The organism is Acinetobacter sp. YWS30-1, from assembly GCF_033558715.1.
Taxonomy (GTDB): Bacteria; Pseudomonadota; Gammaproteobacteria; order Pseudomonadales; family Moraxellaceae; genus Acinetobacter.
On record NZ_CP114606.1, the window covers coordinates 2,344,756 to 2,369,715 of the forward strand.

Genomic DNA, 24,960 nt, shown 5'->3' on the forward strand with positions numbered 1-24,960 from the left:
GCTGCCCCATAGTTTGCTTTAAATAAAAAAACCTGAGTCCTAACAGTTAAAATATGAGTGCAAACAAACACTTTAACGACCAGGATTCAGGTTTTGTCACATCAGAATACCGTATTTCATGAGCTAATTAAACCTGTTGTGCGACAGGATTTTGAACAACTTGCTAAAGTACACCATGTTGGACAGAAATTTAGAGCGGCTTCCCGGTGGGATCAGTTTATTGCCATATTGATGTCTCAATTCTCTTGTAGGCAAAGTCTGAGAGATATTCAATCCAATTTGGAGTGCCAACAGGAAAAGCTAAGTCATCTCGGAGCAAAGTCTATTCCCCGAAGCACGCTGGCACGAATCAATGAGCAGCAGCCTGCTGCCTTGTATCAACAGCTATTTTACAAGTTGCTTAAATACTATGACCACTCAAAAGTCGCTCATAAATTTCGCTTTAAGAATCCCTTGTATTCCTTGGATGCCAGTCATATTGACCTGTCGCTTTCCTTATGTGAATGGGCCAAAGTTCACGACTCAAAAGCCAGCATGAAACTCAGTATAGGATTGAATCACAGCAATGATATTCCTGAGTTTGTTGCAGTTGAAAATGGCAAAGAAAATGACATGGTACAAGGCCGCAAATTCCAGTTTCCTGCTGGCAGCATTGTAGTTTTTGATAAAGGCTATGTCGATTACCAATGGTATGCAAATCTGACTGCTCAAAACATTGGATTTGTCACACGTTTTAGGCCTAAATCTGTGTATCAGGTGATCCAGCAACATCCAGTGCTTGAATCCAAAGGTATTCTAAAAGATGAAACCATTCAGCTGAATAGCGCACATGCCCTAAAAAGAAAAGCCCCAGTGTTAAGAAGAATTGAATATAGAGATCAGCAAAGTGGCAAGCACTTTAGCTTTCTCAGCAATAACTTTCATTTAGCCGCCTCCACCATTGCGGCGATTTATAAAGATCGTTGGAAAGTTGAGCTGTTCTTTAAGGCGATTAAGCAGAATCTCAAATTAAAAGCGTTTCTAGGCCGCAGCAGGAACGCAATTCAGACACAAATCTGGATTGCGATGATCGCCTATTTATTGGTGAGTTTCGCTCAACATTTAGGAAAAACAGGTTGGACAGTTCAACGTTTACTCAGAATAATTCAAGTGAATTTGTTTGAAAGAAGAACTTTAAAAGCTTTATTTTCACCCGATAAAATACCCATAAAACAAGAGGAAGCTCATTTGAGCTTCCTCTTGTGAAAAATTGTGGGACAGCAATGCTCTAGAGCCTCCTTTTGTATCTTTTTCCAAGCAAAAATTAACGCTTTAAATTCGACAATAGGGCTGAAGTAATCGAAGTATTGACTGCTACCGCTTTGGCTTTCTTAGCTTTCTTCGATTTATCTTCTACACGTTCAATTTTAATGGCTTTATAGCGATCACCATTTTGAATTACATTGAATTTTACTCGGTCATTGCGCTTCGGCTCACCTGAATCGGCGGCGAAATCCGAGATATGAAAAAATACCTCACCTTCAGGTGAAGAAATAAAACCAAATCCTTTTTCTGGATTGTACTGTTTTACTTTTCCTTGGTATTGCTCGGAAGTCATAAACGTCCCCTTCTCTGTATCTGTCAGTATTCAGTATATAAAAAAGAGGCTGTAAAAGCCCCTTTTCTGTTCACTTTCAAAAATATTAGTCTTTTTGAACTGAACCAAAAATCTTGTCACCCGCATCGCCCAAACCTGGAACGATGTAACCATTTTCATTCAAGCCATGGTCAATCGCCGCAGTGAAAATCACCACATCTGGATGAGCTTCTTCAACACGTTTAATGCCTTCAGGGGCTGCGACCAATACCATCACACGAATATCTTTACAGCCGCTGGCTTTCAATACGTCAATCGCAGCAACCAGAGAAGAACCAGTCGCCAGCATTGGATCAATGATCATCGCAAGACGGTTTTGTACGTCTGGAACCAGTTTTTTATAGTAAGTACGTGCCTGTAGGGTTTCTTCATCACGTTCCAGACCCAGTACAGAGACTTTGGCACTTGGAATCAGATTCAGGAAACCATCCAGCATACCAATGCCCGCACGTAGAATTGGCACAACAGTAATTTTCTTACCTGCAATACGGTCTACAGTTACCGGTCCGTTCCAGCCGTCAATCTCATGCTCAACGACAGGAAGATCCTTGGTCGCTTCATAAGTCAAAAGCATAGTCACTTCCTGAGCTAGCTCACGGAAGTTCTTGGTACTAATGTCAGCACGACGCAGTAAACCGAGTTTATGTCGAATTAATGGATGACGGATTTCATGGATTGCCACGGGAGAACACCTAGAAGGTTAAAGATAAATTTCCGCTATTATAAAGACTTTTCCGGATTTGTTTAACTAAAAAAGCCCCCAATCGTGGAGGCTTTTTTGTAATAACTTCAAACTTGCGCTGAATTAGTTAAAACCACTTTGAACCAAAGTGAAAATAAACTGTTGTAATTCAGGCGACATTGCGAAGAATGCATAGCGAGACAGCGCAATGATCGGATCTGGATAAACACCGATTACCAGTACCAGTAATGCGACAAGCAATACCATGATACCGCCGACTTTTTGTCCCCAGTGATTTACAGCATCAAGACGTGGTGTTTCTGGTGGAGTCATATACATGACAACCATCACACGCAGGTAGTAGTACAGACCAATACCTGAACCCAGGATGACCATCGCAGCAAGGAACCAAGACTCACCTGCTACCGCAGTTTTCACTACCAGGAACTTACCGATGAAGCCCGCTGTTAATGGAATACCTGCTAGAGACAGCATCATCACAGTTAATACAGCAGTCAATACTGGACGGCGCCAGAACAGACCGCGGTACTCCGCCAGGCTACCTGCTTCATCTGTATTGTTATACGGACTAGACATCAGCGTTACCACACCGAAAGCACCAATCGTAGTCAATACATACGTGATGATATAGACGTTTACACTTTCAAAAGTCGCGAAACCTTGAACCTGTAAAAAGTCAGTATTACGTGCAGATACGATCGCAACCAGTACATAACCGAAGTGAGCAATTGAAGAGTATGCCAAGATACGTTTCAAGTTCACCTGTTTCACTGCAAGCAAATTACCTACAATGATGGAAAGTACTGCAATCACGCTGATGATAGTTACGAAGCTATCTGACAGGATTAAGCCAGAAGACAATACATAACGTACGAACAGACCCAGCATTGCCACTTTAGACACAGTTGCAAGGAAAGTTGCAACTGGTGCTGGAGCACCTGCGTATACGTCTGGTGTCCATTTGTGGAATGGAGCCAGTGACAGTTTAAAGCCCACAGCGAATACGATCAGTGCCAGACCAATTACTACAGCAGGTTGACTAAATGCAGTTAACAGTTTGCCTGGTTCAGCGACAAAGCTTAGAGAACCTGTATATGCATAAACATATGCCATACCCATCAACAACATTGCAGATGCAGTTGCTGAAAGCACCAGATATTTCACACCTGCTTCAAGCGATTGAGAACGCTGATGTGTATACGCCAATAAGCCGTATACAGGGATCGACATGAGCTCAAGGCTAATGAAGAAAGATGCATAGTGAGAACTTGCCACCATCAGCATCGCACCGGCAACGGAGGTCAGCATCAGGATGTATAGTTCTTCACGGTTATCTTTATAGGTTTCAATATAAGCATGTGACAAGGTACTGCACGCCAGTGCAGCCACAATAATCACAAACTGATACAGCATCGTAAACGGATCTACGAGGAACAGATTCATTACATTGGCAGGTGCAAATTGACCCGCTAACAGAACGAACAGAATGTACAACGCCGCCAGGTTTAGACCAATGACTGTCGTAGTCGCAACTAAGTTATGGTTACGCTTAATTGCAGTAAGCAACATCACGACGATCGCAGTCAATGACACGATCATCACAGGTGCTAGAGGCATAAGCTCAGAAAAAGACATTGTGAAGTTCATGGCTTATTGGATCTCCACATTTTCAGCTGAAACGGCAGCTTGCTGCACAGCATCAGCTGCTTCAGACACAGGAATGTAGCTATTCGCTAACCACGCCATGCTTGAGTTAGAAACGTCAAGGAAGCTTTGTGGGTATAGACCAAGCCATGCTAGACCAAATGCACAGATCAGCAAAATTACCACTTCACGTGCATTTAAATCTTTTAACGGATTTGTGTAGTGCTGTTTTTGCTCTTCGTTTGGAACACCAAACAACGCTTTATGGATCAGAATCAAACCGTACAGACCCGCAAATACCAGGCTGATTGCAGCGAGGATTGTGAATGCAGGGAATTTACCGAATGAACCCATCAGGATCAGGAACTCACCAATGAAGTTACCTAGACCTGGAATACCGACAAGCGCCGCGATGAAGAACATCAGGAAGAATGCAAGGTATGGGAACTGACCACGAATACCACCCATCAAACGCATATCACGTGTATGAACACGTTCGTACACTTGACCACACATAATGAACAGCGCTGCAGATGACAGACCGTGAGCCAGCATCATGATCATCAGACCTTGGAAGGTCAGGATGTTACCTGCATAAATTGCAAGTAAAACGAAGCCCATGTGTGAAATAGACGTATACGCCAATAAACGTTTCATATCGGTTTGCTGGAAAGCACACCAAGCACCGTAGAAGATACCGATTAAACCGAAAATGATGGCGATGTCTGCAAACTGTGCAGAAGCCGCCGGGAAGAATGGAATCACGAAACGGATCAGACCATAAGCAGCTGTCTTAATCAAGATACCTGCAAGGTCAACAGAACCCGCTGTTGGTGCTTGTGCATGCGCATCTGGTAACCAGCCGTGTAATGGGAAAACTGGAAGTTTTACCGCAAAACCGATAAATAGACAGATCATGAATGCATAAGCAACTGCTGGTGCTTGTGTATCCAGCATGTTCGCTACACCCATCAGGTAGTTGTAGTCGAAACGGATTTGACCAGTCATGGTGTAGCCTACAGTCACCAGACCAAGGATACCAATCAGCATGACTAAACCAGCTACCTGTGTGTAAATGAAGAACTTGGTTGCAGCGTATACACGGGACTTGCCTTCTGCCCCTTTATGACCCCAAAGTGCAATCAGGAAGTAGATCGGCACCAGCATCATCTCCCAGAAGAAGAAGAACAGGAACAGGTCAATCGCCAGGAATACACCGATTACACCACCCAGAGACCATAAAAGGTTCAGGTGGAAGAAACCCACGTTTTTCTGAATCTCACCCCATGAACAGCCTACTGCCAGCACACCAAGGAGTGCAGTCAAGCCAACCATCAGTAAAGACAAACCATCCACTGCAAGGTGAATGTTAATGCCCAGGGTTTGAATCCAAGGCAATTTGAACTCGGCTGCCCACGTAGGAGCCGCACCGCCAAGTTCATAGTTATAAGTACCCGACTGCCAAAGGACGATGGTCAAGACCAGCGTTACTAACATACCAATCAGCGCGATATAACGCGGAAGGTGTTGGTCGAGTTTATCGACCAACCAGCAAATAAAACCTGCAATGAACGGAATGAGGATCAGAGCCGGCAAAATAATATTGTTTGGAGCTTCCATTTTATTTCCCCACTACCTGAATCACGAGCAAGATCATCAGTAGGACAACGACACCGAGCCCCATACTAGATGCATATTCACGCAGTGAACCTGTTTGACGCGAACTAGTAAAGCTATGACCACCTTTAACCAGTGCAGGCAGCACCAGCCAGAAGCCATCAATCGGATCACGGCCGAACAGTTTCGCGAAGAACAAATAAGGCTTCACAAAAACGATGTCATACAGCTTGTCGAAACCAAGTGCATTACGGCAGATGTTGGCAAGGCCCGCACCCAGAGAAGTTTTCGCAAAAGATTTCACAGCGTTGTAAGCAAAAGCAAACAGCACCACGCCAATTGCAAGACCTACCAGTGCAATACCTACTGCTGTGTATTCTGCAGTATGCATGCCATGTTCAAGTGCTTCCGGAATTTCAAATGCAGGAAGTTTAGCCGCATTCAAAATACTTTCCACAGGCGCTTTTAATGCTGCACCCACGAAAGTTGAAAGTACTGCAAGAATTGCCAATGGACCCCAGTAAGTTACACCCTTGATTGCATGGTAAGGTGTGTTTTCTTTACCGAAGAATACCACCCAGATCAGACGGAATGTATAGATCGAAGTCAGGAACGCACCGATTACACCCACCCAGTAAAGTGTGCTGTAAACTGCGATTGATTGGCCTTGTACCCAAACCGCACCCAGGATTGCATCTTTTGAGAAGAAGCCCACAGTGATGAATGGAATTGCAGCCAATGCACCGCCACCAATGGCGAAACATGCAAACAGGAACTTGTTCTTGTAGAACAGACCGCCCATCTTGAAGATGTTTTGTTCGTGGTGGTAAGCCAGAATCACTGCACCAGAAGACAAGAATAATAATGCCTTGAAGAATGCGTGAGTCAGCATGTGGAACAGACCCGCCTGGTATGCTTCAGCACCTACAGCCATAAACATGTAGCCCAACTGACTCATCGTTGAGTAAGCCAGAATACGTTTGATGTCTGTTTGTACCAATGCAGCAAAACCAGCTACCAGTAATGTCACCGCACCAGTAATCGAGATGAACATCATCACTTCAGGCGCAAGCTCAAATACTGTGAATAGACGACAGCATAGGTAAACACCCGCTGTTACCATTGTTGCAGCGTGGATCAATGCAGAAACAGGAGTCGGACCTGCCATCGCATCTGCCAACCATGTTTGTAACGGGATCTGCGCAGATTTACCAGCAGCACCTAGGAACAACATTAGTGCAGTCCAGATGGTCAATGATGAGCTTTGAGTCATCACAGTCGCAGCATTTTCTACGATGTACTGAGTATTCAATGTACCGAATTGCTGGAACAGCAAGAACATGGCGATCAACAGGAATACATCACCAATACGGGTAACGGTAAATGCTTTGATCGCTGCCACACCGTTTGCAGGGTTTTGGTAGTAATAACCAATCAGCAGATAAGAACACAGACCTACACCTTCCCAACCCAGGAATAACAACGCCAGGTTATCACCCAGTACCAGCAATAACATGCTTGCAACGAACAGGTTGAAGTAAGAGAAGAAACGTGCGAAGTCTTGTTCACCACGCATGTACCATGATGCAAAGATATGGATCAGGAAACCAACGCCTGTCACCATGCCTAGCATCAACAGAGACAAACCGTCCAGGTGCAGGCTGATGCCCGGTGCAAAACCACCGACATTGAACCAGGTCCAAAGAGGTTGTACTACTGCGGTAGAACCATTGTTGACAAAGTCCATACCCGCAATGAGTGCGAACAATGCCGATAACCCCACAGCCCCTACACCAATAATGGCTGCAACTGTTTCAGGAAGCTTATGACGCCCTGCCGCTAAAAGGACGAAGCCAATGAGCGGGAATAAAATTGTTAGATATAAATAACTCATCCGCGCATCTCACTAGCAGCATCCACATCCAGATGATGGAAGCGATGATAGAACTGAAGGACGATCGCAAGACCGATACACGCCTCTGCCGCAGCAAGGGTCAGAATCAGAATAAACATGATTTGACCATCAGGCTGTGCCCATGCACTGCCCGCCAGGACGAATGCCAAAGCAGCGGCATTCATCATGATTTCAAGGCTCATTAAAATGAATAGCAGGTTGCGTCGCACCATTACACCGTAAAAACCCAGTGCAAAAAGAATGGATGCAACGATCAAACCATGCTCTAAAGGGATGTTGCCCATTATTGTTGTTCCTCTTCTGCACCTGGTTCACGTTTACCCAAATGGAATGCTGCAACAAGTGATGCAAGCAATAACATCGCGGCAACTTCTACCAACAATAAGTATTGCGTAAAGAGTGATTGACCTACCGCTTTAGGACCGACCATTTCAGTGCCCATCACCATTGAAGGCTGTACGTAGTCTGATTTAAGTACCCAAACCAGGATCAGACCAATCAGGAAGCTCATCAATGCCGGATAAGCCCAAGCTGATGAAGTCAACCATTTGCGTTCCTGAGCAACAGTCTGTTCGCCCAAGTTCAGCATCATTACCACGAACACGAATAACACCATGATCGCGCCAGCATAAACGATGACTTCAAGCGCACCCGCAAACGGTGCACCCACGATCAGGAACAGTCCTGCTACAGCAAGAAGTGAAACGATCAGGCTTAATAAAGCATGTACCGGATTCGTGTTAGTTACCACACGAACCGTAGAGACGATGGCCACAAGGGCCATTAAATAAAATGGCCACATCATGGTAATAGACTCCGTACATCAACAGGTGCACTTTCACGTTGTGCCTGACCCTTGTCCTTACCAGCAACTGCCATACCGGTGACACGGTAGAAGTTATAGTCAGGATATTTACCAGGACCAGAAATCAGCAAGTGTTCTTTTTCGTAGACTAAGTCTTGACGAACATATTCGCCCAATTCGAAATCTGGTGTCATTTGAATCGCAGTCGTAGGACATGCTTCTTCACACATACCGCAGAAAATACAGCGAGAGAAGTTGATACGGAAAAATTCCGGATACCAACGACCATCTTCACGTTCTGCTTTTTGTAGTGAAATACAGCCTACCGGACATGCAACCGCACACAGGTTACATGCCACACAACGCTCTTCGCCATCTGGGTCACGCGTTAACACGATACGACCACGGAAACGTGGTGGCACGATTTCTTCGGCTGGCACTTCCGGATATAAAATGGTGTCACGTTTGCGCGTTGCATGGGTAAAGACCATGAACAACGTACGAACGATTGACCCGAATCCAGCTAGAAATTTAAACATTTTGTTCTCCCTGCTGTCTTAGGCCTGATTCAACAGAATCACAGCACCAGTCACCAAAAGGTTAACCAACGCCAATGGCAAGCAAATTTTCCAACCAAAGTTCATCACCTGGTCATAACGTGGACGCATTAAAGAACCACGCGCCAATACAAACATCATTACGAAGAATGCTGTTTTAATAATGAACCAGAATGCGGGTGGAAGGAAATCAAGACCAAATGGTGCTAACCAGCCACCGAAGAACAGGGTTACGATCAATGCAGAGATCAGTACTACGTTTACGTATTCCGCAACGAAGAACATACCCCATTTCATACCGCCATATTCTACGTGGTAACCTTCCGCCAGTTCCTGTTCCGCTTCTGGTTGGTCAAATGGGTGACGGTGAGTTACCGCAACACCTGCAACCACGAAGATCAGGAAGCCTAAGAACTGAGGAATGATAAACCAGACATCTTTCTGTGCTTCTACGATTTCACGCATGTTGAATGAACCGGCAATTGCCACTACACCCATCAGGGAAATACCCAGGAACACTTCATAAGAAATGGTTTGTGCTGCTGAACGTAGACCACCAAGCAATGCGTATTTGTTGTTAGAAGACCAACCACCAAACAGTACTGCATATACCGCAATACCTGCCATTGCCATGAAGAACAACAGACCGATACTCATGTCTGCAACACCTAGATAAGGTGACACAGGAATAACCATGAACGACAGCACCGCAGTTGCCATCGCAACTGCTGGAGCCATACGGAAAGTCAATTTATCGGCAAATTTTGGTGTCCAGTCTTCCTTGAACATGATTTTCAGCATGTCGGCAACAATCTGGAACATACCGCCCGGACCTACACGGTTCGGACCGTAACGGTCTTGCCACAAGCCCAGTAAACGACGTTCAATAAAAGACATCAACGCAGCGATCAGTACTACAACCAGTAAGATCACGATCGCTTGAAGTACTGAATAGGCGATTGGCCAGTTTTCAGCCCACAGCGGCGTTTGACGGATTAATTCTTGTTCCATGAATTACGCTCCTACCGCGACTGAAACAGGCTCTGCAAGAGATACCGTTGGTGCAAGACCAATTGGGTAGCCAATATAACCTGTTGGTAAGTATTCAATCACTTGTACAGGAAGAACGATTGAAGTCTCGCCTGCTTTCACAGTGATCTTCTGACCGTCTTGCAGGTTCAAGCGTGTAGCATCCTGTTCGCCCACTGCAAATACTGCGTCAGGAATACGTGATTCCATTGCCGGAGTTTTAATGGTGAACTCGCCAGATGCAAAGATGTGATGCATTGGTACCAGACGGAAGCTTTCAGCATTTACAAGCACAGGGGCTGGTGCAACAAAGCTACGCACTGGACGTTTTGGTAAACGGTCGAATAAACGAACGCCTGAATCACCGCCTTTTAAATGACCGCCCACTTCATCCTGGTATTTGTTCCAAGCTTGTGGTGAGTTCCAGCCTGCAGACCAAGCAAATGGTATCAGTGAAGATGGAGTCTCATCACCGACATAACCTTCCATAGAGAATGTTAATGCAGTGTCTTTATCAGTAGGCTGTTTCGGCTCATGTACAGACAATGGCGCACGCATCGAAGTACGACCTGAGTAACGACGTGGTTCACGTGCCACTTTCAGACCATGTACACGGAAGCCTGCATCTGGTGCTACATCCAGAATACCTTCAAGTGCAGGAACGTTGCTTGCTACTGACTCGATCACATCATCCAGTACCGTCCAAGAAATCGCTTTGCCTTGTACGCCTGTTTCCAGTGCGTGTAACCAGCGCCAAGATTCTTTGATTGCCAGTTCCGGGTTGTAGTAGCTCGGGTCATACACTTGATAGAAACGTTGTGCACGGCCTTCTTGAGAAACGACAGTACCATCACCTTCAGCAAATGAAGCAGCCGACAGTACGATGTTGGCTTTCTTCACAGTCGCAGTTTCAGAGTGATCCAATACGATCACTTGTTTGCCTGCAAGCGCAGCATCAACCTGAGCTGCTGGTAAACGACGGTATAGATCGTTTTCTACAATTAGGACAGTGTCATAGTCTTGTGCAAATGCTTGTTCAAGGCTTTGACCACCGAAGATTGCCAGCCCCATTGAGTTCACTTCAGGAACAGTCAAGGTCAAGCCCGCATTACCCAGGTTTTGTGCTACTTGTGCAGCAGCTTCCATGATGGTTGCGTCTTGTAGACTTGTACCAGAGATGATCAGTGGTTTCTTCGCAGCTTTCAACGTATCTGCAATGGTTTGTGCAAATGCTTTCGCATCGTCATCAAGACCAGTGATAACTTCACCTTTTACGCCCGCAGCAATCGCGAAGCCTAAACGTGCGATGTCATTCGGAGAAGCGACTACTTCGCCTTCTGCAACGTCAGACAAACGTGTTTGTGTTGCAGCCAGAATGTAAATCGGAGATTTCGCATCTTGGGCAATACGTTGTACAGGTTCAGCCAGCCATTCTTGGGTACGGCGCTCTGCAGCCATTTCCTTGCCTTTATTTTTCGCAGCTTGGCGAACAGATAAAGCCATACGTGGTGCAGTTTGAGTCAGGTCTTCACCCAGAATCAGTACCGCATCATAGCTCTCGATTTCACGCATGTTCGGGTTATAAACACCCTCGGTTTGCATGATCGATGCAGCCAGCTCAACCAGATTTTGCTCTTTTTGAGCCATACCGGTTGAGTAATTGTCTTGACCAACTAACTCACGTAGTGCGAAGTTAGCTTCAAGCGATGCACGTGGTGAACCGATCCCCAGTACTTTTTTGCCTTGGATTTTCGCAATTACGGTATCTAATGCTGTATCAACAGAAACAGTTTCTACATTCGTGCCAGTACGGAACTGTGGCTGACGCGGACGGTCTTTACGGTTTACATAACCGGTACCGAAACGGCCTTTATCGCACAGGAAGTATTGGTTAACTTCACCGTTGAAACGGTTTTCAACGCGACGAAGCTCACCATAACGCTCACCTGGAGAGATGTTACAACCTGAAGAACAGCCATGACATACGCTTGGTGCGTACTGCATGTCCCATTTACGGTTATAGCGTTCTGAATGAGTCTTATCGGTGAATACACCAGTCGGACAAACTTCAGTCAGGTTACCTGAGAATTCAGATTCCAAAGTACCTGATTCCGGACGACCGAAATAAACGCGAGAAGCGTTTGCATATACGCCGAAATCCGTACCGCCCGCATAGTCTTTGTAATAACGAACACAACGGTAACATGCGATACAACGGTTCATCTCGTGCGCAATGAACGAACCAAGTTCTTGGTTGTAATGCGTACGCTTGGTGAACCGGTAACGACGACGGTCATGTTGTGTCATCACGGTCATATCTTGCAGGTGACAGTGGCCACCCTCTTCACAGACTGGACAGTCGTGCGGGTGATTGGTCATCAAGAATTCAACAACAGAAGCACGGAAATCTTTTGCTTCTTTGTCTTCAATCGAGATGTAGGTATTGTCAGCAGCCGGTGTCATACATGACATGACCAAACGACCACGCGTATCTTCTGGATTCGCGTATTGAGTCACAGCACATTGACGGCAAGAACCGACAGAACCTAAGGATGGATGCCAACAAAAGTATGGGATGTCGATGCCAAGACTCAAACATGCTTGCAGCAAGTTTTCCGAGCCGTTGACTTCATACGATTTTCCATCGACATGAATTGTAGCCATAGTCGAATTCCTTAAGCTTGTTCTACGTTGCGGGTTTGAGCGGCAGCATTTACGACTTTCGCTTCAAATTCGCCACGGAAATGTTTGAGTGCGCCCATTAACGGTTCCATAGCACCTGGTGCGTGAGCACAGAAAGTTTTACCAATCCAAAGCTTACGAGTCAGTTCTTGTAAGTGATCGATATCTTCTTTCTTGCCAGTACCATCTTCAAGTGCTTTAAGCGCTTTCACCGCCCAAGGTAAGCCATCACGGCAAGGTGTACACCAGCCACATGATTCACGCGCAAAGAATTCTTCGAGGTTACGAGTCGCTGAAACCATACATTGAGTTTCATCAACCACCATCAATAGACAGGTACCTAAACGTGAACCTGCTTTCATGATGCTTTCCGCATCCATCGGAAGATCGATATGCTCGGCAGCCAGGAAGTCAGTTGATGCACCACCGGGTAACCATGCTTTCAGCTTCAGGCCGTCACGCATACCACCGGCATGTTCTTCAATCACTTCACGTGCAGTGGTACCGAATGGCAGTTCCCATAGACCTGGGAATTTCACCTTACCTGAAGCACCATAAATTTTTGTGCCAGGATCTTTCGATTTACCTGCAGACAGACCGATGTACCATTCTGGACCACGCAACATGATGGCTGGCAAGTTGTTGTAGGTCTCTACGTTGTTCACGATCGTAGGACGACCCCAAGCACCTGCAACCTGCGGGAATGGCGGTTTGGTACGCGGGTTTGCACGGCGACCTTCAAGCGAGTTAATCAATGCAGTTTCTTCACCACAGATATAACGACCCGCACCGGTATGCACGTGTAACTCGAAGCTCCAGCCAGAATCCAGGATGTTGTCACCCATGTAACCTTTGGCACGAACCTGCTCAAGTGCTTCGTTCAGGTACTTCGCCGCTTCGATGTATTCACCACGGATGAAGATATAACCTTGAGTTGCTTCAAGGGTATAAGCTGCAATCAGCATACCTTCGATCAGCTGATGCGGAAGATCTTCCATCAACAGACGGTCTTTGAAGGTACCTGGTTCCATCTCATCGGCATTACAAATCAGGTAACGTGGACCTGAATTGTCATTTGGCGCCATCAGCGACCATTTGATCCCTGCCGGGAAGCCTGCACCACCACGACCTTTTACGGTTGCAGCCTTTACAACTTCCAGCACTTCTTTCGGTGTCATAGACAGGGCTTTTTTAAAGCCTGCATAGCCTTCAAGCGCTTCATAGTCATCGACATGACGGACATTTGCTTGTTTGCTTAGACGCCAAGTCAGTGGATGCGTTTCCGGGTTACCGTCGCCATAAATTGGTTTTGGTTCGGTATTCATACATACTTCTCCAATAACTGTTTAATTGATGTTACTTCCACGAGACCGTGAGTATCTTCATCAATCATGAGGGTTGGACCTTTATCACAGTTACCTAGGCAGCAAATTGGAAGCAAGGTAAAACGGCCATCCGCTGTGGTTTGGCCGAACTGGATACCCAATTCACGCTGGAATGCTTCTGCTAAAGTCTCCGCACCCATCAAGAAACACGCAATTGAGTCACACAGTAAAATTACGTGACGACCCACTGGCTGACGGTAAATACGGTTATAGAACGTTGCAACCCCTTCCAAATCGGCAAGGCTCATGCTAAGCATTTGCGCGATGGCATTCATTTGAGCATCGTCTACCCAGCCATTACGGCGTTGTACACATTTGAGCGCATCAAGACACGCTGCACGTGGGTACGGGTAATGCCCAATGTGATGTTCAATTTCGTGGATTTCTTCCGAAGTTAAAATCCCTTCAACATTCACACGTGGCTTTTTATCAGTCAAAATCATCATAATGCGTTTACCCCTTAGCGATCCACGTCAGCCATTACGACGTCGATTGTCGCTAAATAAATGATTAAGTCAGATACAAGACTGCCGTTAATCACAGAAGGCATTTGCTGTAAATGCGTGAAAGTTGGTGTACGAATACGGGTACGGTAACTCATGGTTGACTTGTCTGAAGTCAGATAATAAGTCGACGCACCTTTCACCACTTCTGCCATCACAGATGATTCACCTGCAGGCATTACAGGACCCCAAGAAACGCTCAAGAAGTGCGTAATCAAGGTTTCAATATCTTGTAATGTTTTGTCTTTTGGTGGTGGAACAGCCAGCGGATGGTCCGCTTTGTACGCACCAGATGGCATATTCTCTAGACACTGCTTAATGATTTTCAGTGACTGTTCGATTTCACGGAAGTGAACAATCACACGAGCATATGCATCGCCTTCGTACTCAACCGGTACTTCGAAGTCGTAATTTTCATAACCGCTATATGGACGGTATTTACGTACGTCAAAGTCGATACCTGTAGCACGCAGACCAGTACCTGTTACGCCCCATGCCAATGCAGATTTCGCATCGTACTGAGCCACATTACGGGTACGACCCACAAATACAGAGTTTTTCAGTGCTGCAGTGTAGTATTCATTCAAACGCTTAGGCATCCAGTCGAGTAAGTCTCGAACCAGTTTTTCCCAACCATTTGGCAAGTCATGTGCAGTACCACCGATACGGAACCATGCTGGATGCATACGGTAACCGGTGATCGCTTCCACGATGTCATACACTTTCTGACGGTCAGCGAACATATAGAATACTGGGGTCATACCGCCGGCATCCTGAATCGCAGTACCGATGTACAGCAAGTGGTTATTGATACGGAACAATTCCGACATCATGACACGGATACATTGTGCGCGGTCTGGCACAGTAATGCCTGCCAATTGTTCCACACCCATCACATACGGCATGTTTTGAGCACAACCACCCAAATAGTCCACACGGTCAGTATACGGAATGAATGAATGCCAAGTTTGACGTTCAGCCATCTTTTCCACACCACGGTGGTGATAGCCGATATCTGGCACACAGTCTTTCACTTCTTCACCATCCAACTGCAAAATTACACGGAACGCACCGTGCGCAGACGGGTGGTTAGGACCCAAATTCAGGAACATGAAATCTTCATCTGCATTACCGCGCTTCAGACCCCAGTCTTCTGGCACGAAACGTAGATGTTCCTGTTCAAAGTCCTGCTTGGCTTTGTCTTGAATATACGGAGTATATTCAGTCGCACGTGCAGAATATTCTTTACGTAGCGGATGACCTTCCCAGTAGGTTGGCAACAAGATACGACGGAGCATTGGATGCCCTTCGAAATTGATGCCGAACATGTCATAAGCTTCACGCTCATACCAGTTCGCATTTGGCCAGATATTCGTTGCGGTCGGAATATTCAGATCGCTGTCGCTTAATGCAACTTTAATACGAATGTCACAGTTACGCTCTAAAGATAATAAATGATAGAACACTGTGAATTCTGACGCAGGCAAACCGTCACGGTGCGTACGTAAACGCTCATCTACTGCAGACAAGTCGAATAGCATCACGTATGGACGTGGCACGGTACGCAAGAACATCAATACTTCTTGTACACGTGCGCGCTCAACCCAAACTGTCGGGAAATCCTCGAAAGTTGTTTGCACAAAGAAGTTCTCACCAAACTTGGTTTTGAGCTCTTCAATGATGGCAAATGCTGGGCGTGAATCAACTGCTGTTGATTCTGGCATAGCAATGTCAGTTTCAGCCATTGGCTTGGCTTCCTATTTAATACAAATTCAGTCAACCTAAACGACAACTACACCCATAGCGGGTGCACAACAAAAAACCGGTCGTTTAAATTATTTAATTTCATCCATAGAGCGTAAGTTCTTCACAGCCACACGCTGGTCTTTCTTACGGTCACGTTCCGGCATCATCTTTGGCTTATACACTGGCTTAAGATCATCACCGATTACCGCAGACAGCGGACGACGCTCTAATTGAATTTGGTCTTGTAACAGCATTAATGCCTGGATCAATGCTTCAGGACGTGGTGGGCAGCCCGGAACGTATACATCTACCGGAATAATCTTATCCACACCTTGTACGACTGAATAAATATCGTACATACCACCTGAGTTCGCACACGCACCCATTGAAATCACCCATTTCGGTTCAAGCATCTGTTCATACAGACGTTGAATTACCGGAGCCATTTTCACGAAGCATGTACCTGCTACAATCATCAAGTCTGCCTGACGCGGTGAAGCACGGATAACTTCGGCACCAAAACGTGACAAGTCATGTACACCGGTCAAAGTCGTTGCATATTCAACGTAGCAGCAAGATGTACCAAAGTTAAATGGCCAAACTGAGTTCTTACGACCCCAGTTCACTGCTGTGTGCATTACATCCTCTAGGCGAGTCATGAACACATTTTTATTCACTTCTTCTTCTAGAAGCGGATCTTCTACAACGATACGCTCTTGAAGTGGATATTCATCAGCATTCGGATTCGCACGGGTTAATGTATATTTCATCCCGAGTTACTCCTTATCAGAGGGTTGAACTTGTGATTTTTTCACAAGACCAGATGATTGAGCTGGGATTTGACCAGTTGGATCCATAACCAATTCTTCAACTGAGTTGAAGCGCGTAATTTCTGCAAGATCCATATTTGGCGAACCAATTTTAGCTTTGTATCCTGCTGCTTTACGTCTGTCTGAAGGTGCCCAGTTCAGTGCGCCTGTCGATAATTCGTAAACCAAACCAACAAGTAAAACCAAAATAAAGATAGCTGCAGTTGCAAAACCAATCCAACCTACTTCACGAACAGAAGATGCCCATGCATACAGGTAAAGTGCTTCGAGGTCGAAGACTACAAAGAAAATTGCAACTAAATAGAATTTCGCAGACAAGCGGATACGAGCTCCACCTGCGCTGACTACGCCTGACTCAAACTGCTCCTGCTTGGCACGGCCCCATGATTTACCCCCGAGGAGTAATGGGACAGTGAGCATAAAGACGCATAAAAATGTAACGCCGATCACGAAGGCAATAATTGCCCATTCGTATGGAGTAATGGCACTCATGCGGGGATAACTCCTGGCAGGCCGATTTATTAACAAAGAATGTATGTATTGGCCTTCAAATACACCAAACACAAAATTAATCCCGCCAATTGTACCTGATTTTGGATTTCACTTGCTAGCTTATAAGCCTTAGTCTTTTGGATGATTTTTTAGACATTCCTAATTTTATTCTGGCTTTAAGCTCAGAGAATCTCAACCGATCGTTTTTTTAAATTAAAGTTTAAATTTCCATTATTTTTTTCTAAACCCAGATAGACTTTTAAAGCCCTGCTTAATTAAGCCTCACTCCTTGTACAGTGGCTGGCTACCCACCCCATGAAAAGAAACTTATAAAGAATCAATCAAAAACATTTCACCTTTGCATAATGCCTCGAAAAAATCAGTGTGTTTTTAAAAGATGTTTAACATGAATGTTGTCATTCAATTAGAAGTCGCCCTTTTCTGCCCGCTCTCGGTAAGCCTTAAAAGAGCAATTGTGTATTTTTGCAACACGTCCAACAGTTTGATTCAGATTATGATATTTCTATTTTTAAACCCACTATGACATTTATAAAGTAACAATAAGGAGTCCATGCATGTCTCTACGATTTACCCATAAACCTGATTATTTTTTCTTTGCTCAATTATTGATGCGACATGTAGAAAGCTATATCCAAAAACATCAGGATGCCAGCAATGCAATCTTTGACTTAGGGGATATTCATAAACTTTTCCAGACAGACTATGCCTCTTCCAGCATTAACCTAGACGGTATTATGAATATTGCCGATGAGTACAAGCTTGAAACCTTATCTGGTGACCAAAAGCTAATCCAAAGCTATCAGGTAGATGTTAAAAATAACAAGCTACTGATCAACTTCAATTCTGATGCCTTAAACAGCCTGAAAGAAGGCAAGCCACTGATTGAACCGGATGCTACCATCCATGAATAATCCCCTTTAAATAGCCATAAAAAAACGATACCTATGTATCGTTTTTTCTCACCTAAACTCTTATTCTGATTGATCTGACACTTCAGCTTTTTCCAGCTTTTCGATCGGTTTTTGCTTGATTTTTTTACCGTAACGGCTGGCTGGCCAAATCATGATAAAGCGTGCACCACCCAGTGTCGGACTTTGATCGACCTGAATCTCTCCACCAAACCAGTAAGCAATCCGGCTGACAATAGACAAGCCCAAACCATACCCCCCTGAAGCACGGGTACGACTATCATCCAGTCGGGCAAAAGCTTCAAAGATACGGGCGCGGTCAGCTTCTGGAATCCCCGGACCATCATCTTCTACACAGATATACGCCATGCCCTTAGCATCTAGTCCGCCGCTGATCAGGATTTTCTGCTCACAATAGCGTACTGCATTACCCACCAGATTTTGCACCACACGATGCAGGTAACGTCGTTCAGCTTCTACGGTTACAGGTACTGGCATTGGCAGCACTTCAACTTCTTTGCCAGTTTTTAGAGCATCTGTTTCGACGGCCACCTGCTCCAGCACTTCAAACAGATCAATATCTTCAAATTCAATTGAAGGCATGCCCTGTTCCAGTTTGGCATAGGTCATGATTTCATCGATCAAGGTATTTAAGGCTTCAATATCCTTATCGATCTGCTCAACCTGCTGCAAGCGATAATCATAGTCGTCTTCATCTGCCATCATTTCCACAGCAAAACGGATACGGGCAACCGGTGTACGCAGCTCATGCGATACAGCACGCATCAATTCACGCTGCGCTTCAATCAGGCGCTGAATATGGTCCGACATATTGTTATAGCTGGAAGCCAGCGTCGCCATCTCATCACTGCCCTCCACCGGAAGACGCAATGACATGTTCCCGGTTTTCATCTTGTTCAGGGCATAGCTCACTTCACGCAGTTTACGTTGCATTGGCACCAGCAGACCATAAATCCCCAGACTTAAGACAAACAGGCTCAGTAAGGTAATCCCGGCAGCTAACTGGAATGGCATCCAGTTAAATAACGGCACTGGCCCCATCACCAGCACTTCAGACGTCGAGCTAGGAATAGGAGAAATGATCGAAATTGTAGTGCCGCGAATTGAGGCACTATCACGATATAAAATAATGCTGTGATCCAGACGCAAACGTCCGATCTGCTCAGAATCTAGTGGCAGGCTCTGGACATTTTCGATCGAGATTGGATAAGAGAAATAGTCCTGAATTCGCTTCAGGTATTCTTTTTCCTGACCTGGGTAGTACACCAGATAGTCCAGAATAAAGACCGGTAAAGCCTTCATCTGACGTTCAGTAATATTATCCGCCTTAATATAAAGATAATGACTTGGATCATCGCGTAGCCCAATGACAATATAAGCTACCCCAGTTTTAGCATCCCAACGCACGACTGCCTTACGGTCAGCCAGACGTCGACCTTCCGCTCGGGTAATATCCACTTTACTGGCTTCGACATAGTAGATCGGCAATTCCAACAGATCAGACGCATCTGAAACCCAATCCATCTTTTGCTGCAGATTAGGCTGTCTTGCAACCCCCTCACTGATGATATATGCCATACCATCAGTCAGGGATTCACGATACTCCTGCGCACGCTGGTAGTTGATGATCTGTACCAGCAAATAGCTGAATACTGCCACCAGGACCACAAGCATGACCAGGCCTGCGTATATCCGCAAAAATATACTGTGTTTAAACACCTATTAATTATCCTGTTTATTCAGGCGGCTAAAGGCACCGATTAGATACCATTAGTTTCTTTGACGAATAGATAACCTTTACTACGTACTGTTTTAATACGTTTTGGATTTTCAGGATCGTCACCAATTTTTGGACGAATGCGCGAGATACGCACATCAATTGAACGGTCTTGGCCGTCATATTCGATACCGCGTAGACGCTCAAAGATATCTTCACGTGACAGGATGCGGCCCGCATTTGAAGCCAGCAGCCACAACAGGTCATATTCTGCACTGGTAAAGTCAACCAGCTCACCATTCAAGGTCACTGAACGACCACCATTGTCGATCACCAGGTCATCAAATTCGATGCGTTGAGCCACTTCATCTTCAGGCACCTTGTCGGTACGACGCAATAAAGCACGAATACGAGCTAATAGGACACGCGGCTGAACCGGTTTAGCGACATAGTCATCTGCACCCATTTCCAGACCTAGGACCTGATCCATATCTTCAGTACGTGCAGTCAGCATTAAAATCGGTTGATGATAATGTGGACGAACTTCACGACAGATGGTCAAACCATCAGCACCTGGCAACATGACATCTAGAACCACCATGTCTGGTTGTTCGGCAATAATACGACGAATAGCACGGTTGCCATCCGGCTCTACCCCAACCTCAAGACCATTACGAATGAGGTATTCTTGTGTTAAACGAGCAAGACGCTCATCATCTTCAACAATTAAAATTTTAGGTAACTTTTCTTCTTGGCTCATGTGTTGCCCCTTTATTTGATGGACGTATGCTACGGACGTATCCTTTTGAAATCCAATAGATACGTTTTTAATATGCTTGCAATATACACACGTTTACATTGTAAACAAGATAGCGTTCACCAAACCAATACATCAAAGTAGCATTTTGTAATATTTTATCGTGCACATTTCACTCGAATGTGCATTTAACTACCGTTTGTCGGCTTATTTGCATCGATCAAAGCTAAATCTGAACAAAATGTGACTAGTTGATTCAGGCCTTTTTAGTTATCCACAATGTTATCTATAAGCACTTTTTGCCAGCTTTGATATGCTATGCCTTGCCGGATAAGGCTTATGCAAGAATCAATAAAAATTGGGATCTTTTTGCAAAAGATTAAGATAAAACTTCAGAAAAATATTTAGCAAAATGTCAATATTGATCTACCCTAAATTTTCCCGTATCTTGTGTTCAATTAATTTTATAACCACTAGGTCTTGTGTTTATTCCTCGAACACTGTGGCACGATTTTTGCCCAGTTCAAACGGTCCATAAACATAAAAATAGATGACAATGGAGCTATGCTAACATGAGCGTAATCACATCCACTCCGGGTCAACTTCAGGTGATTAAACGCACCGGTGATGTTGCCGCTTTTGATGCAGAAAAAATTTCTGTTGCAATTGGAAAAGCATTTTTGGCAGTAGAAGGCCAGCAAAGTGCAGATTCGAGCCGTATACACGACCGTATCGAACAATTAACAGAAATGGTTCTGAATACATTCAAACGCCGTTTACCATCGGGTGGCACGATCCATATCGAAGAAATACAGGATCAGGTTGAACTTGCGCTGATGCGTACTGGCGAACAGAAAGTTGCACGTGCCTATGTCATCTATCGTGAACAACGTTCTGAAGCGCGCAAACAGTTAGGTGCCAACCATCACCCTACACTGCAAGTCACTGATGCAGAAGGCAAGTTAAAGCCGCTTGACTTAAGCGAATTGACTGCGACTGTGACTCGCGCTGCTGAAGGCCTTGAAGGAATCGACGTACAGGCGATTGTCGATGAGACCGTAAAAAACCTTTATAACGGCGTAAAAGAGTCTGACATCTCTACCACAATGATGATGGCAACTCGTACCCGTATTGAGCAAGAACCTAACTATACTTATGTGACTGCACGTCTGTTGCGTGATGACCTGGTGGCGACCGGTTTAGAGTTCTTGGGTCTATCCACTGATACCAATGAAGGTGATGCGCTTGAAACTTTCCTGAAAAAAGGGATTGAGTTAGAGCTTCTTTCACCTGAATTGTTAAACTTTGACCTGGCTAAACTGGCTGCAGCGATTCAACCAGAACGTTCAAACCAGTTCACTTACCTAGGTCTGCAAACCCTATTTGATCGTTACTTCATCCACTCAGATGGCGTGCGTTTCGAATTGCCACAATTGTTCTTCATGCGTGTGTCTATGGGTCTTGCCCTAAACGAAGACAATCGCGAAGACCGTGCAATCGAATTCTATAACTTATTGTCTAGCTTCGACTACATGGCATCTACGCCCACTCTGTTCAACTCAGGTACGCTACGTCCACAGTTATCTAGCTGCTACTTGACTACGATTGATGATGACCTGTTTGACATCTATGGTGCGATGCGTGATAACGCAATGCTGTCTAAATGGGCAGGCGGTTTAGGTAATGACTGGACTCCAGTTCGTGCCCTGAACTCTTACATTAAAGGTACAAACGGTAAGTCTCAAGGTGTGGTGCCATTCCTTAAAGTTGCCAACGATACTGCTGTTGCAGTAAATCAGGGTGGTAAACGTAAAGGTGCGGTATGTGCATACCTGGAAACCTGGCATCTGGATATCGAAGAATTCCTTGAGCTGCGTAAGAATACGGGTGATGACCGTCGTCGTACTCACGACATGAACACTGCGAACTGGGTTCCTGACCTGTTCATGCAACGTGTATTCGAAGATGCTGAATGGACACTGTTCACACCTTCTGAAACGCCTGATCTTCATGATCTGACTGGTGCAGAATTCGCTGAGCGTTATGCTTACTACGAAAGCATTGCCAAAGAAACAAACATGTTGCACAAGAAAATCCGTGCAAAAGATTTGTGGCGCAAAATGCTGTCTATGCTGTTCGAAACAGGCCACCCATGGATCACGTTCAAAGACGTATGTAACCTGCGTTCACCACAACAACACGTAGGTGTGGTTCACTCTTCTAACCTTTGTACAGAAATCACCCTGAACACCAGCAAAGAAGAAATCGCAGTATGTAACTTAGGTTCGATCAACCTGGTACAACACGTCCAAGGCGGCAAGCTGGATCGTGAAAAACTGGCGCGTACAGTGAAAACTGCGGTTCGTATGCTCGATAACGTCATCGACATCAACTACTACGCAGTTCCACAAGCACGTAACTCGAACCTGAAACACCGTCCAGTCGGTATGGGTATCATGGGCTTCCAGGATGCGCTTTACGAAATGGGTATGGCTTACGGTTCTGACGCTGCGGTTGAGTTTGCTGATGAATCAATGGAAGTGATTTCTTACTACGCAATTTCAACTTCAAGTGACCTTGCTGTTGAACGCGGTACGTATGAAACATTCAAAGGCTCATTGTGGGATCAAGGTATTCTGCCAATCGACTCACTTGACCTGGTTGCGAAAACTCGTCCAGAACGCATGTTTGAAGTAGACCGCACACAACGTCTGGACTGGGACACTTTACGTGCCAAAGTTCAAAAAGACGGTATGCGTAATTCGAATGTGATGGCGATTGCTCCGACTGCAACTATTTCGAACATTTGTGGCGTGTCTCAGTCAATCGAGCCTACATTCCAGAACCTGTATGTGAAATCTAACCTGTCTGGTGAATTCACAGTGATCAACCCGTACCTGGTACGTGCGTTGAAAGAACGTGGTCTTTGGGATGCAGTGATGGTCAATGACCTGAAACACTTTGAAGGTTCAGTACAAAAGATTTCTCGTATTCCTGAAGAATTGAAAGCGATCTTTGCGACTGCGTTTGAAGTTGAGCCACGCTGGATCGTAGATGCTGCTTCTCGTCGTCAAAAATGGATCGATCAGGCGCAATCTCTGAACCTGTACATCGCTGGTGCAAACGGTAAGAAACTGGACATCACTTACAAGATGGCTTGGTTACGTGGTCTGAAAACCACTTACTACCTACGTGCATTAGGTGCAACTTCTGCTGAAAAATCAACCATTAATACTGGTGCATTGAATGCAGTTAAACCTGCAACTGTTGCGGCTCCTGTAGTTGCAGCGCCAGTGGTTGAAGAGAAAAAACCTGAAGCGCCTGTAGAGGAAGAAGGTTTCACTCAAGCAGCGCCAGTGCCACAAGCATGTTCAATTGATAATCCTGATTGTGAGGCTTGTCAGTAAGTTAGCTGGATTAGGAATCAACCGAGATTTATCTCTTATATTGCGAATTAGCAATGGTTGATTCTTATGAGCGGTTAGCATAAGAACTCACTTTTGCTAATTCGTCATGATTGATTCCGTAAAGGAATAGAACATGTCGAAAAAGCTTAAAGAATTTAAAAAGAAAGTTCGCATTGTACGCAAGGAAATTCAGATTTTTTGCTTCACATGCTTATTACCTTGCTCAGTTGCAATATTGGTTTCGATAAACCAAGCAAATGAACAAAACATAAAAAATCTTAAGTCAACTACTCAGGTAGTTACTTAATACAAAATCCCCCCTAAATCCCCCTTTTCCAAAGGGGGACTTCCGTGTAAGCAAAAGAATTCACGGAAATCCCCCTCCTTTATTAAAGGATGGGTTTGGGGAGGATTTAATATTTAACAATAAAGGAAACCTCAATGCCCCATATGACTCACAATTACATGTTAGGACTTGTGGCATTGATCCTTTCCTTTGCCATTACCTTTTACGCACCGATTGCTTACTTCTGGTTTAAAGTTCGCCAGCAACAGCGTAAACAAAATAAGTAGTGGGGATTTATC

General features: G+C 45.1%; 21 protein-coding genes. 4 read left to right on the forward strand and 17 right to left on the reverse strand.

Annotated elements, in window-relative coordinates; translation table 11 throughout:
• Positions 1–93: 93 nt before the first annotated feature.
• The gene (locus O4M77_RS11055) at positions 94–1,245 is read left to right on the forward strand and encodes an IS4-like element ISAbe18 family transposase (RefSeq protein WP_194088144.1); all 1,152 of its coding nucleotides are present in this window, start codon (positions 94–96) and stop codon (positions 1,243–1,245) included.
• Between the two features lie 58 nt (positions 1,246–1,303).
• Here O4M77_RS11055 and O4M77_RS11060 read toward each other — a convergent pair whose 3' ends face one another.
• From O4M77_RS11060 to ndhC, 15 genes are all read right to left on the reverse strand, one after another.
• The gene (locus tag O4M77_RS11060) at positions 1,304–1,597 is read right to left on the reverse strand and encodes a cold shock domain-containing protein (RefSeq protein WP_323713467.1); all 294 of its coding nucleotides are present in this window, start codon (positions 1,595–1,597) and stop codon (positions 1,304–1,306) included.
• Between the two features lie 85 nt (positions 1,598–1,682).
• Entirely contained in the window at positions 1,683–2,318 is a 636-nt protein-coding gene (upp, locus tag O4M77_RS11065) for a uracil phosphoribosyltransferase (protein WP_004785068.1), read from the reverse strand.
• 123 nt (positions 2,319–2,441) lie between these two features.
• Positions 2,442–3,986 (reverse strand): NADH-quinone oxidoreductase subunit NuoN, encoded by a 1,545-nt coding sequence (nuoN, locus tag O4M77_RS11070; RefSeq protein ID WP_004785070.1) that lies wholly within the window; start codon positions 3,984–3,986, stop codon positions 2,442–2,444.
• A gap of 3 nt (positions 3,987–3,989) precedes the next feature.
• Entirely contained in the window at positions 3,990–5,603 is a 1,614-nt protein-coding gene (nuoM, locus tag O4M77_RS11075; RefSeq protein ID WP_004785072.1) for an NADH-quinone oxidoreductase subunit M, read from the reverse strand.
• A 1-nt stretch (position 5,604) separates the two neighbouring features.
• Positions 5,605–7,494 (reverse strand): NADH-quinone oxidoreductase subunit L, encoded by a 1,890-nt coding sequence (nuoL, locus tag O4M77_RS11080; RefSeq protein WP_180105232.1) that lies wholly within the window; start codon positions 7,492–7,494, stop codon positions 5,605–5,607.
• Positions 7,491–7,799, reverse strand: a complete 309-nt coding sequence (gene nuoK, locus O4M77_RS11085; RefSeq protein WP_004280769.1) for an NADH-quinone oxidoreductase subunit NuoK — start codon at positions 7,797–7,799, stop codon at positions 7,491–7,493. Before nuoK ends, nuoL begins: the two co-directional genes overlap by 4 nt.
• Positions 7,799–8,317, reverse strand: a complete 519-nt coding sequence (gene nuoJ, locus O4M77_RS11090; protein WP_171056685.1) for an NADH-quinone oxidoreductase subunit J — start codon at positions 8,315–8,317, stop codon at positions 7,799–7,801. The genes nuoK and nuoJ overlap by 1 nt, the downstream gene beginning before the upstream one ends.
• Positions 8,317–8,859: an NADH-quinone oxidoreductase subunit NuoI gene (gene nuoI, locus O4M77_RS11095; RefSeq protein WP_004785079.1), complete on the reverse strand. Its 543-nt coding sequence runs from the start codon at positions 8,857–8,859 to the stop codon at positions 8,317–8,319. Before nuoI ends, nuoJ begins: the two co-directional genes overlap by 1 nt.
• Positions 8,860–8,877: 18 nt before the next feature.
• Entirely contained in the window at positions 8,878–9,888 is a 1,011-nt protein-coding gene (gene nuoH, locus O4M77_RS11100; RefSeq protein ID WP_004785081.1) for an NADH-quinone oxidoreductase subunit NuoH, read from the reverse strand.
• 3 nt (positions 9,889–9,891) lie between these two features.
• Positions 9,892–12,570 (reverse strand): NADH-quinone oxidoreductase subunit NuoG, encoded by a 2,679-nt coding sequence (gene nuoG, locus O4M77_RS11105; RefSeq protein ID WP_323713468.1) that lies wholly within the window; start codon positions 12,568–12,570, stop codon positions 9,892–9,894.
• Between the two features lie 11 nt (positions 12,571–12,581).
• Positions 12,582–13,913 (reverse strand): NADH-quinone oxidoreductase subunit NuoF, encoded by a 1,332-nt coding sequence (gene nuoF / locus O4M77_RS11110; RefSeq protein WP_180004037.1) that lies wholly within the window; start codon positions 13,911–13,913, stop codon positions 12,582–12,584.
• Complete coding sequence (nuoE, locus tag O4M77_RS11115) at positions 13,910–14,419, reverse strand: NADH-quinone oxidoreductase subunit NuoE (RefSeq protein ID WP_004785086.1); 510 nt, start codon at positions 14,417–14,419, stop codon at positions 13,910–13,912. Before nuoE ends, nuoF begins: the two co-directional genes overlap by 4 nt.
• Positions 14,420–14,433: 14 nt before the next feature.
• Complete coding sequence (gene nuoC, locus O4M77_RS11120) at positions 14,434–16,221, reverse strand: NADH-quinone oxidoreductase subunit C/D (protein WP_034702039.1); 1,788 nt, start codon at positions 16,219–16,221, stop codon at positions 14,434–14,436.
• Between the two features lie 90 nt (positions 16,222–16,311).
• Positions 16,312–16,992 carry a NuoB/complex I 20 kDa subunit family protein gene (locus O4M77_RS11125; protein ID WP_004785090.1) on the reverse strand — a complete coding sequence of 227 codons (681 nt, stop codon included), beginning with the start codon at positions 16,990–16,992 and terminating at the stop codon, positions 16,312–16,314.
• Positions 16,993–16,998: 6 nt separating this feature from the next.
• A complete protein-coding gene (gene ndhC / locus O4M77_RS11130) occupies positions 16,999–17,544 on the reverse strand; it encodes an NADH-quinone oxidoreductase subunit A (protein ID WP_004785092.1) in 546 nt (181 codons plus the stop codon).
• Positions 17,545–18,119: 575 nt separating this feature from the next.
• Here ndhC and O4M77_RS11135 point away from each other — a divergent pair.
• Positions 18,120–18,476, forward strand: coding sequence for a hypothetical protein (locus O4M77_RS11135; RefSeq protein WP_004785094.1), 357 nt, complete (start codon positions 18,120–18,122; stop codon positions 18,474–18,476).
• 60 nt (positions 18,477–18,536) lie between these two features.
• Here the strand turns inward: O4M77_RS11135 and bfmS are convergent, their stop codons facing one another.
• Positions 18,537–20,213, reverse strand: coding sequence for a sensor histidine kinase BfmS (gene bfmS / locus O4M77_RS11140; protein WP_166138643.1), 1,677 nt, complete (start codon positions 20,211–20,213; stop codon positions 18,537–18,539).
• A 41-nt stretch (positions 20,214–20,254) separates the two neighbouring features.
• Positions 20,255–20,971 (reverse strand): response regulator transcription factor BfmR, encoded by a 717-nt coding sequence (bfmR, locus tag O4M77_RS11145; RefSeq protein ID WP_004785097.1) that lies wholly within the window; start codon positions 20,969–20,971, stop codon positions 20,255–20,257.
• A 569-nt stretch (positions 20,972–21,540) separates the two neighbouring features.
• Here bfmR and O4M77_RS11150 point away from each other — a divergent pair.
• The gene (locus tag O4M77_RS11150; protein WP_159124296.1) at positions 21,541–24,375 is read left to right on the forward strand and encodes a ribonucleoside-diphosphate reductase subunit alpha; all 2,835 of its coding nucleotides are present in this window, start codon (positions 21,541–21,543) and stop codon (positions 24,373–24,375) included.
• A 441-nt stretch (positions 24,376–24,816) separates the two neighbouring features.
• Entirely contained in the window at positions 24,817–24,948 is a 132-nt protein-coding gene (locus O4M77_RS11155; protein WP_257218527.1) for a hypothetical protein, read from the forward strand.
• The last annotated feature ends 12 nt before the right edge of the window (positions 24,949–24,960 follow it).

What these genes read in the sequence shown, in the direction of transcription:
- nuoL (WP_180105232.1), bottom strand. Translation starts at nt 7,494, where the DNA reads ATGAGTTATTTATATCTAACAATTTTATTCCCGCTCATTGGCTTCGTC.
- nuoE (WP_004785086.1), bottom strand. Translation starts at nt 14,419, where the DNA reads ATGATGATTTTGACTGATAAAAAGCCACGTGTGAATGTTGAAGGGATT.
- nuoH (WP_004785081.1), bottom strand. Translation starts at nt 9,888, where the DNA reads ATGGAACAAGAATTAATCCGTCAAACGCCGCTGTGGGCTGAAAACTGG.
- O4M77_RS11150 (WP_159124296.1), top strand. Translation starts at nt 21,541, where the DNA reads ATGAGCGTAATCACATCCACTCCGGGTCAACTTCAGGTGATTAAACGC.
- O4M77_RS11135 (WP_004785094.1), top strand. Translation starts at nt 18,120, where the DNA reads ATGTCTCTACGATTTACCCATAAACCTGATTATTTTTTCTTTGCTCAA.
- O4M77_RS11155 (WP_257218527.1), top strand. Translation starts at nt 24,817, where the DNA reads ATGCCCCATATGACTCACAATTACATGTTAGGACTTGTGGCATTGATC.
- ndhC (WP_004785092.1), bottom strand. Translation starts at nt 17,544, where the DNA reads ATGAGTGCCATTACTCCATACGAATGGGCAATTATTGCCTTCGTGATC.
- nuoN (WP_004785070.1), bottom strand. Translation starts at nt 3,986, where the DNA reads ATGAACTTCACAATGTCTTTTTCTGAGCTTATGCCTCTAGCACCTGTG.
- O4M77_RS11125 (WP_004785090.1), bottom strand. Translation starts at nt 16,992, where the DNA reads ATGAAATATACATTAACCCGTGCGAATCCGAATGCTGATGAATATCCA.
- nuoF (WP_180004037.1), bottom strand. Translation starts at nt 13,913, where the DNA reads ATGAATACCGAACCAAAACCAATTTATGGCGACGGTAACCCGGAAACG.
- nuoM (WP_004785072.1), bottom strand. Translation starts at nt 5,603, where the DNA reads ATGGAAGCTCCAAACAATATTATTTTGCCGGCTCTGATCCTCATTCCG.
- nuoK (WP_004280769.1), bottom strand. Translation starts at nt 7,799, where the DNA reads ATGGGCAACATCCCTTTAGAGCATGGTTTGATCGTTGCATCCATTCTT.
- nuoG (WP_323713468.1), bottom strand. Translation starts at nt 12,570, where the DNA reads ATGGCTACAATTCATGTCGATGGAAAATCGTATGAAGTCAACGGCTCG.
- nuoC (WP_034702039.1), bottom strand. Translation starts at nt 16,221, where the DNA reads ATGGCTGAAACTGACATTGCTATGCCAGAATCAACAGCAGTTGATTCA.
- O4M77_RS11060 (WP_323713467.1), bottom strand. Translation starts at nt 1,597, where the DNA reads ATGACTTCCGAGCAATACCAAGGAAAAGTAAAACAGTACAATCCAGAA.
- nuoJ (WP_171056685.1), bottom strand. Translation starts at nt 8,317, where the DNA reads ATGTGGCCATTTTATTTAATGGCCCTTGTGGCCATCGTCTCTACGGTT.
- bfmR (WP_004785097.1), bottom strand. Translation starts at nt 20,971, where the DNA reads ATGAGCCAAGAAGAAAAGTTACCTAAAATTTTAATTGTTGAAGATGAT.
- nuoI (WP_004785079.1), bottom strand. Translation starts at nt 8,859, where the DNA reads ATGTTTAAATTTCTAGCTGGATTCGGGTCAATCGTTCGTACGTTGTTC.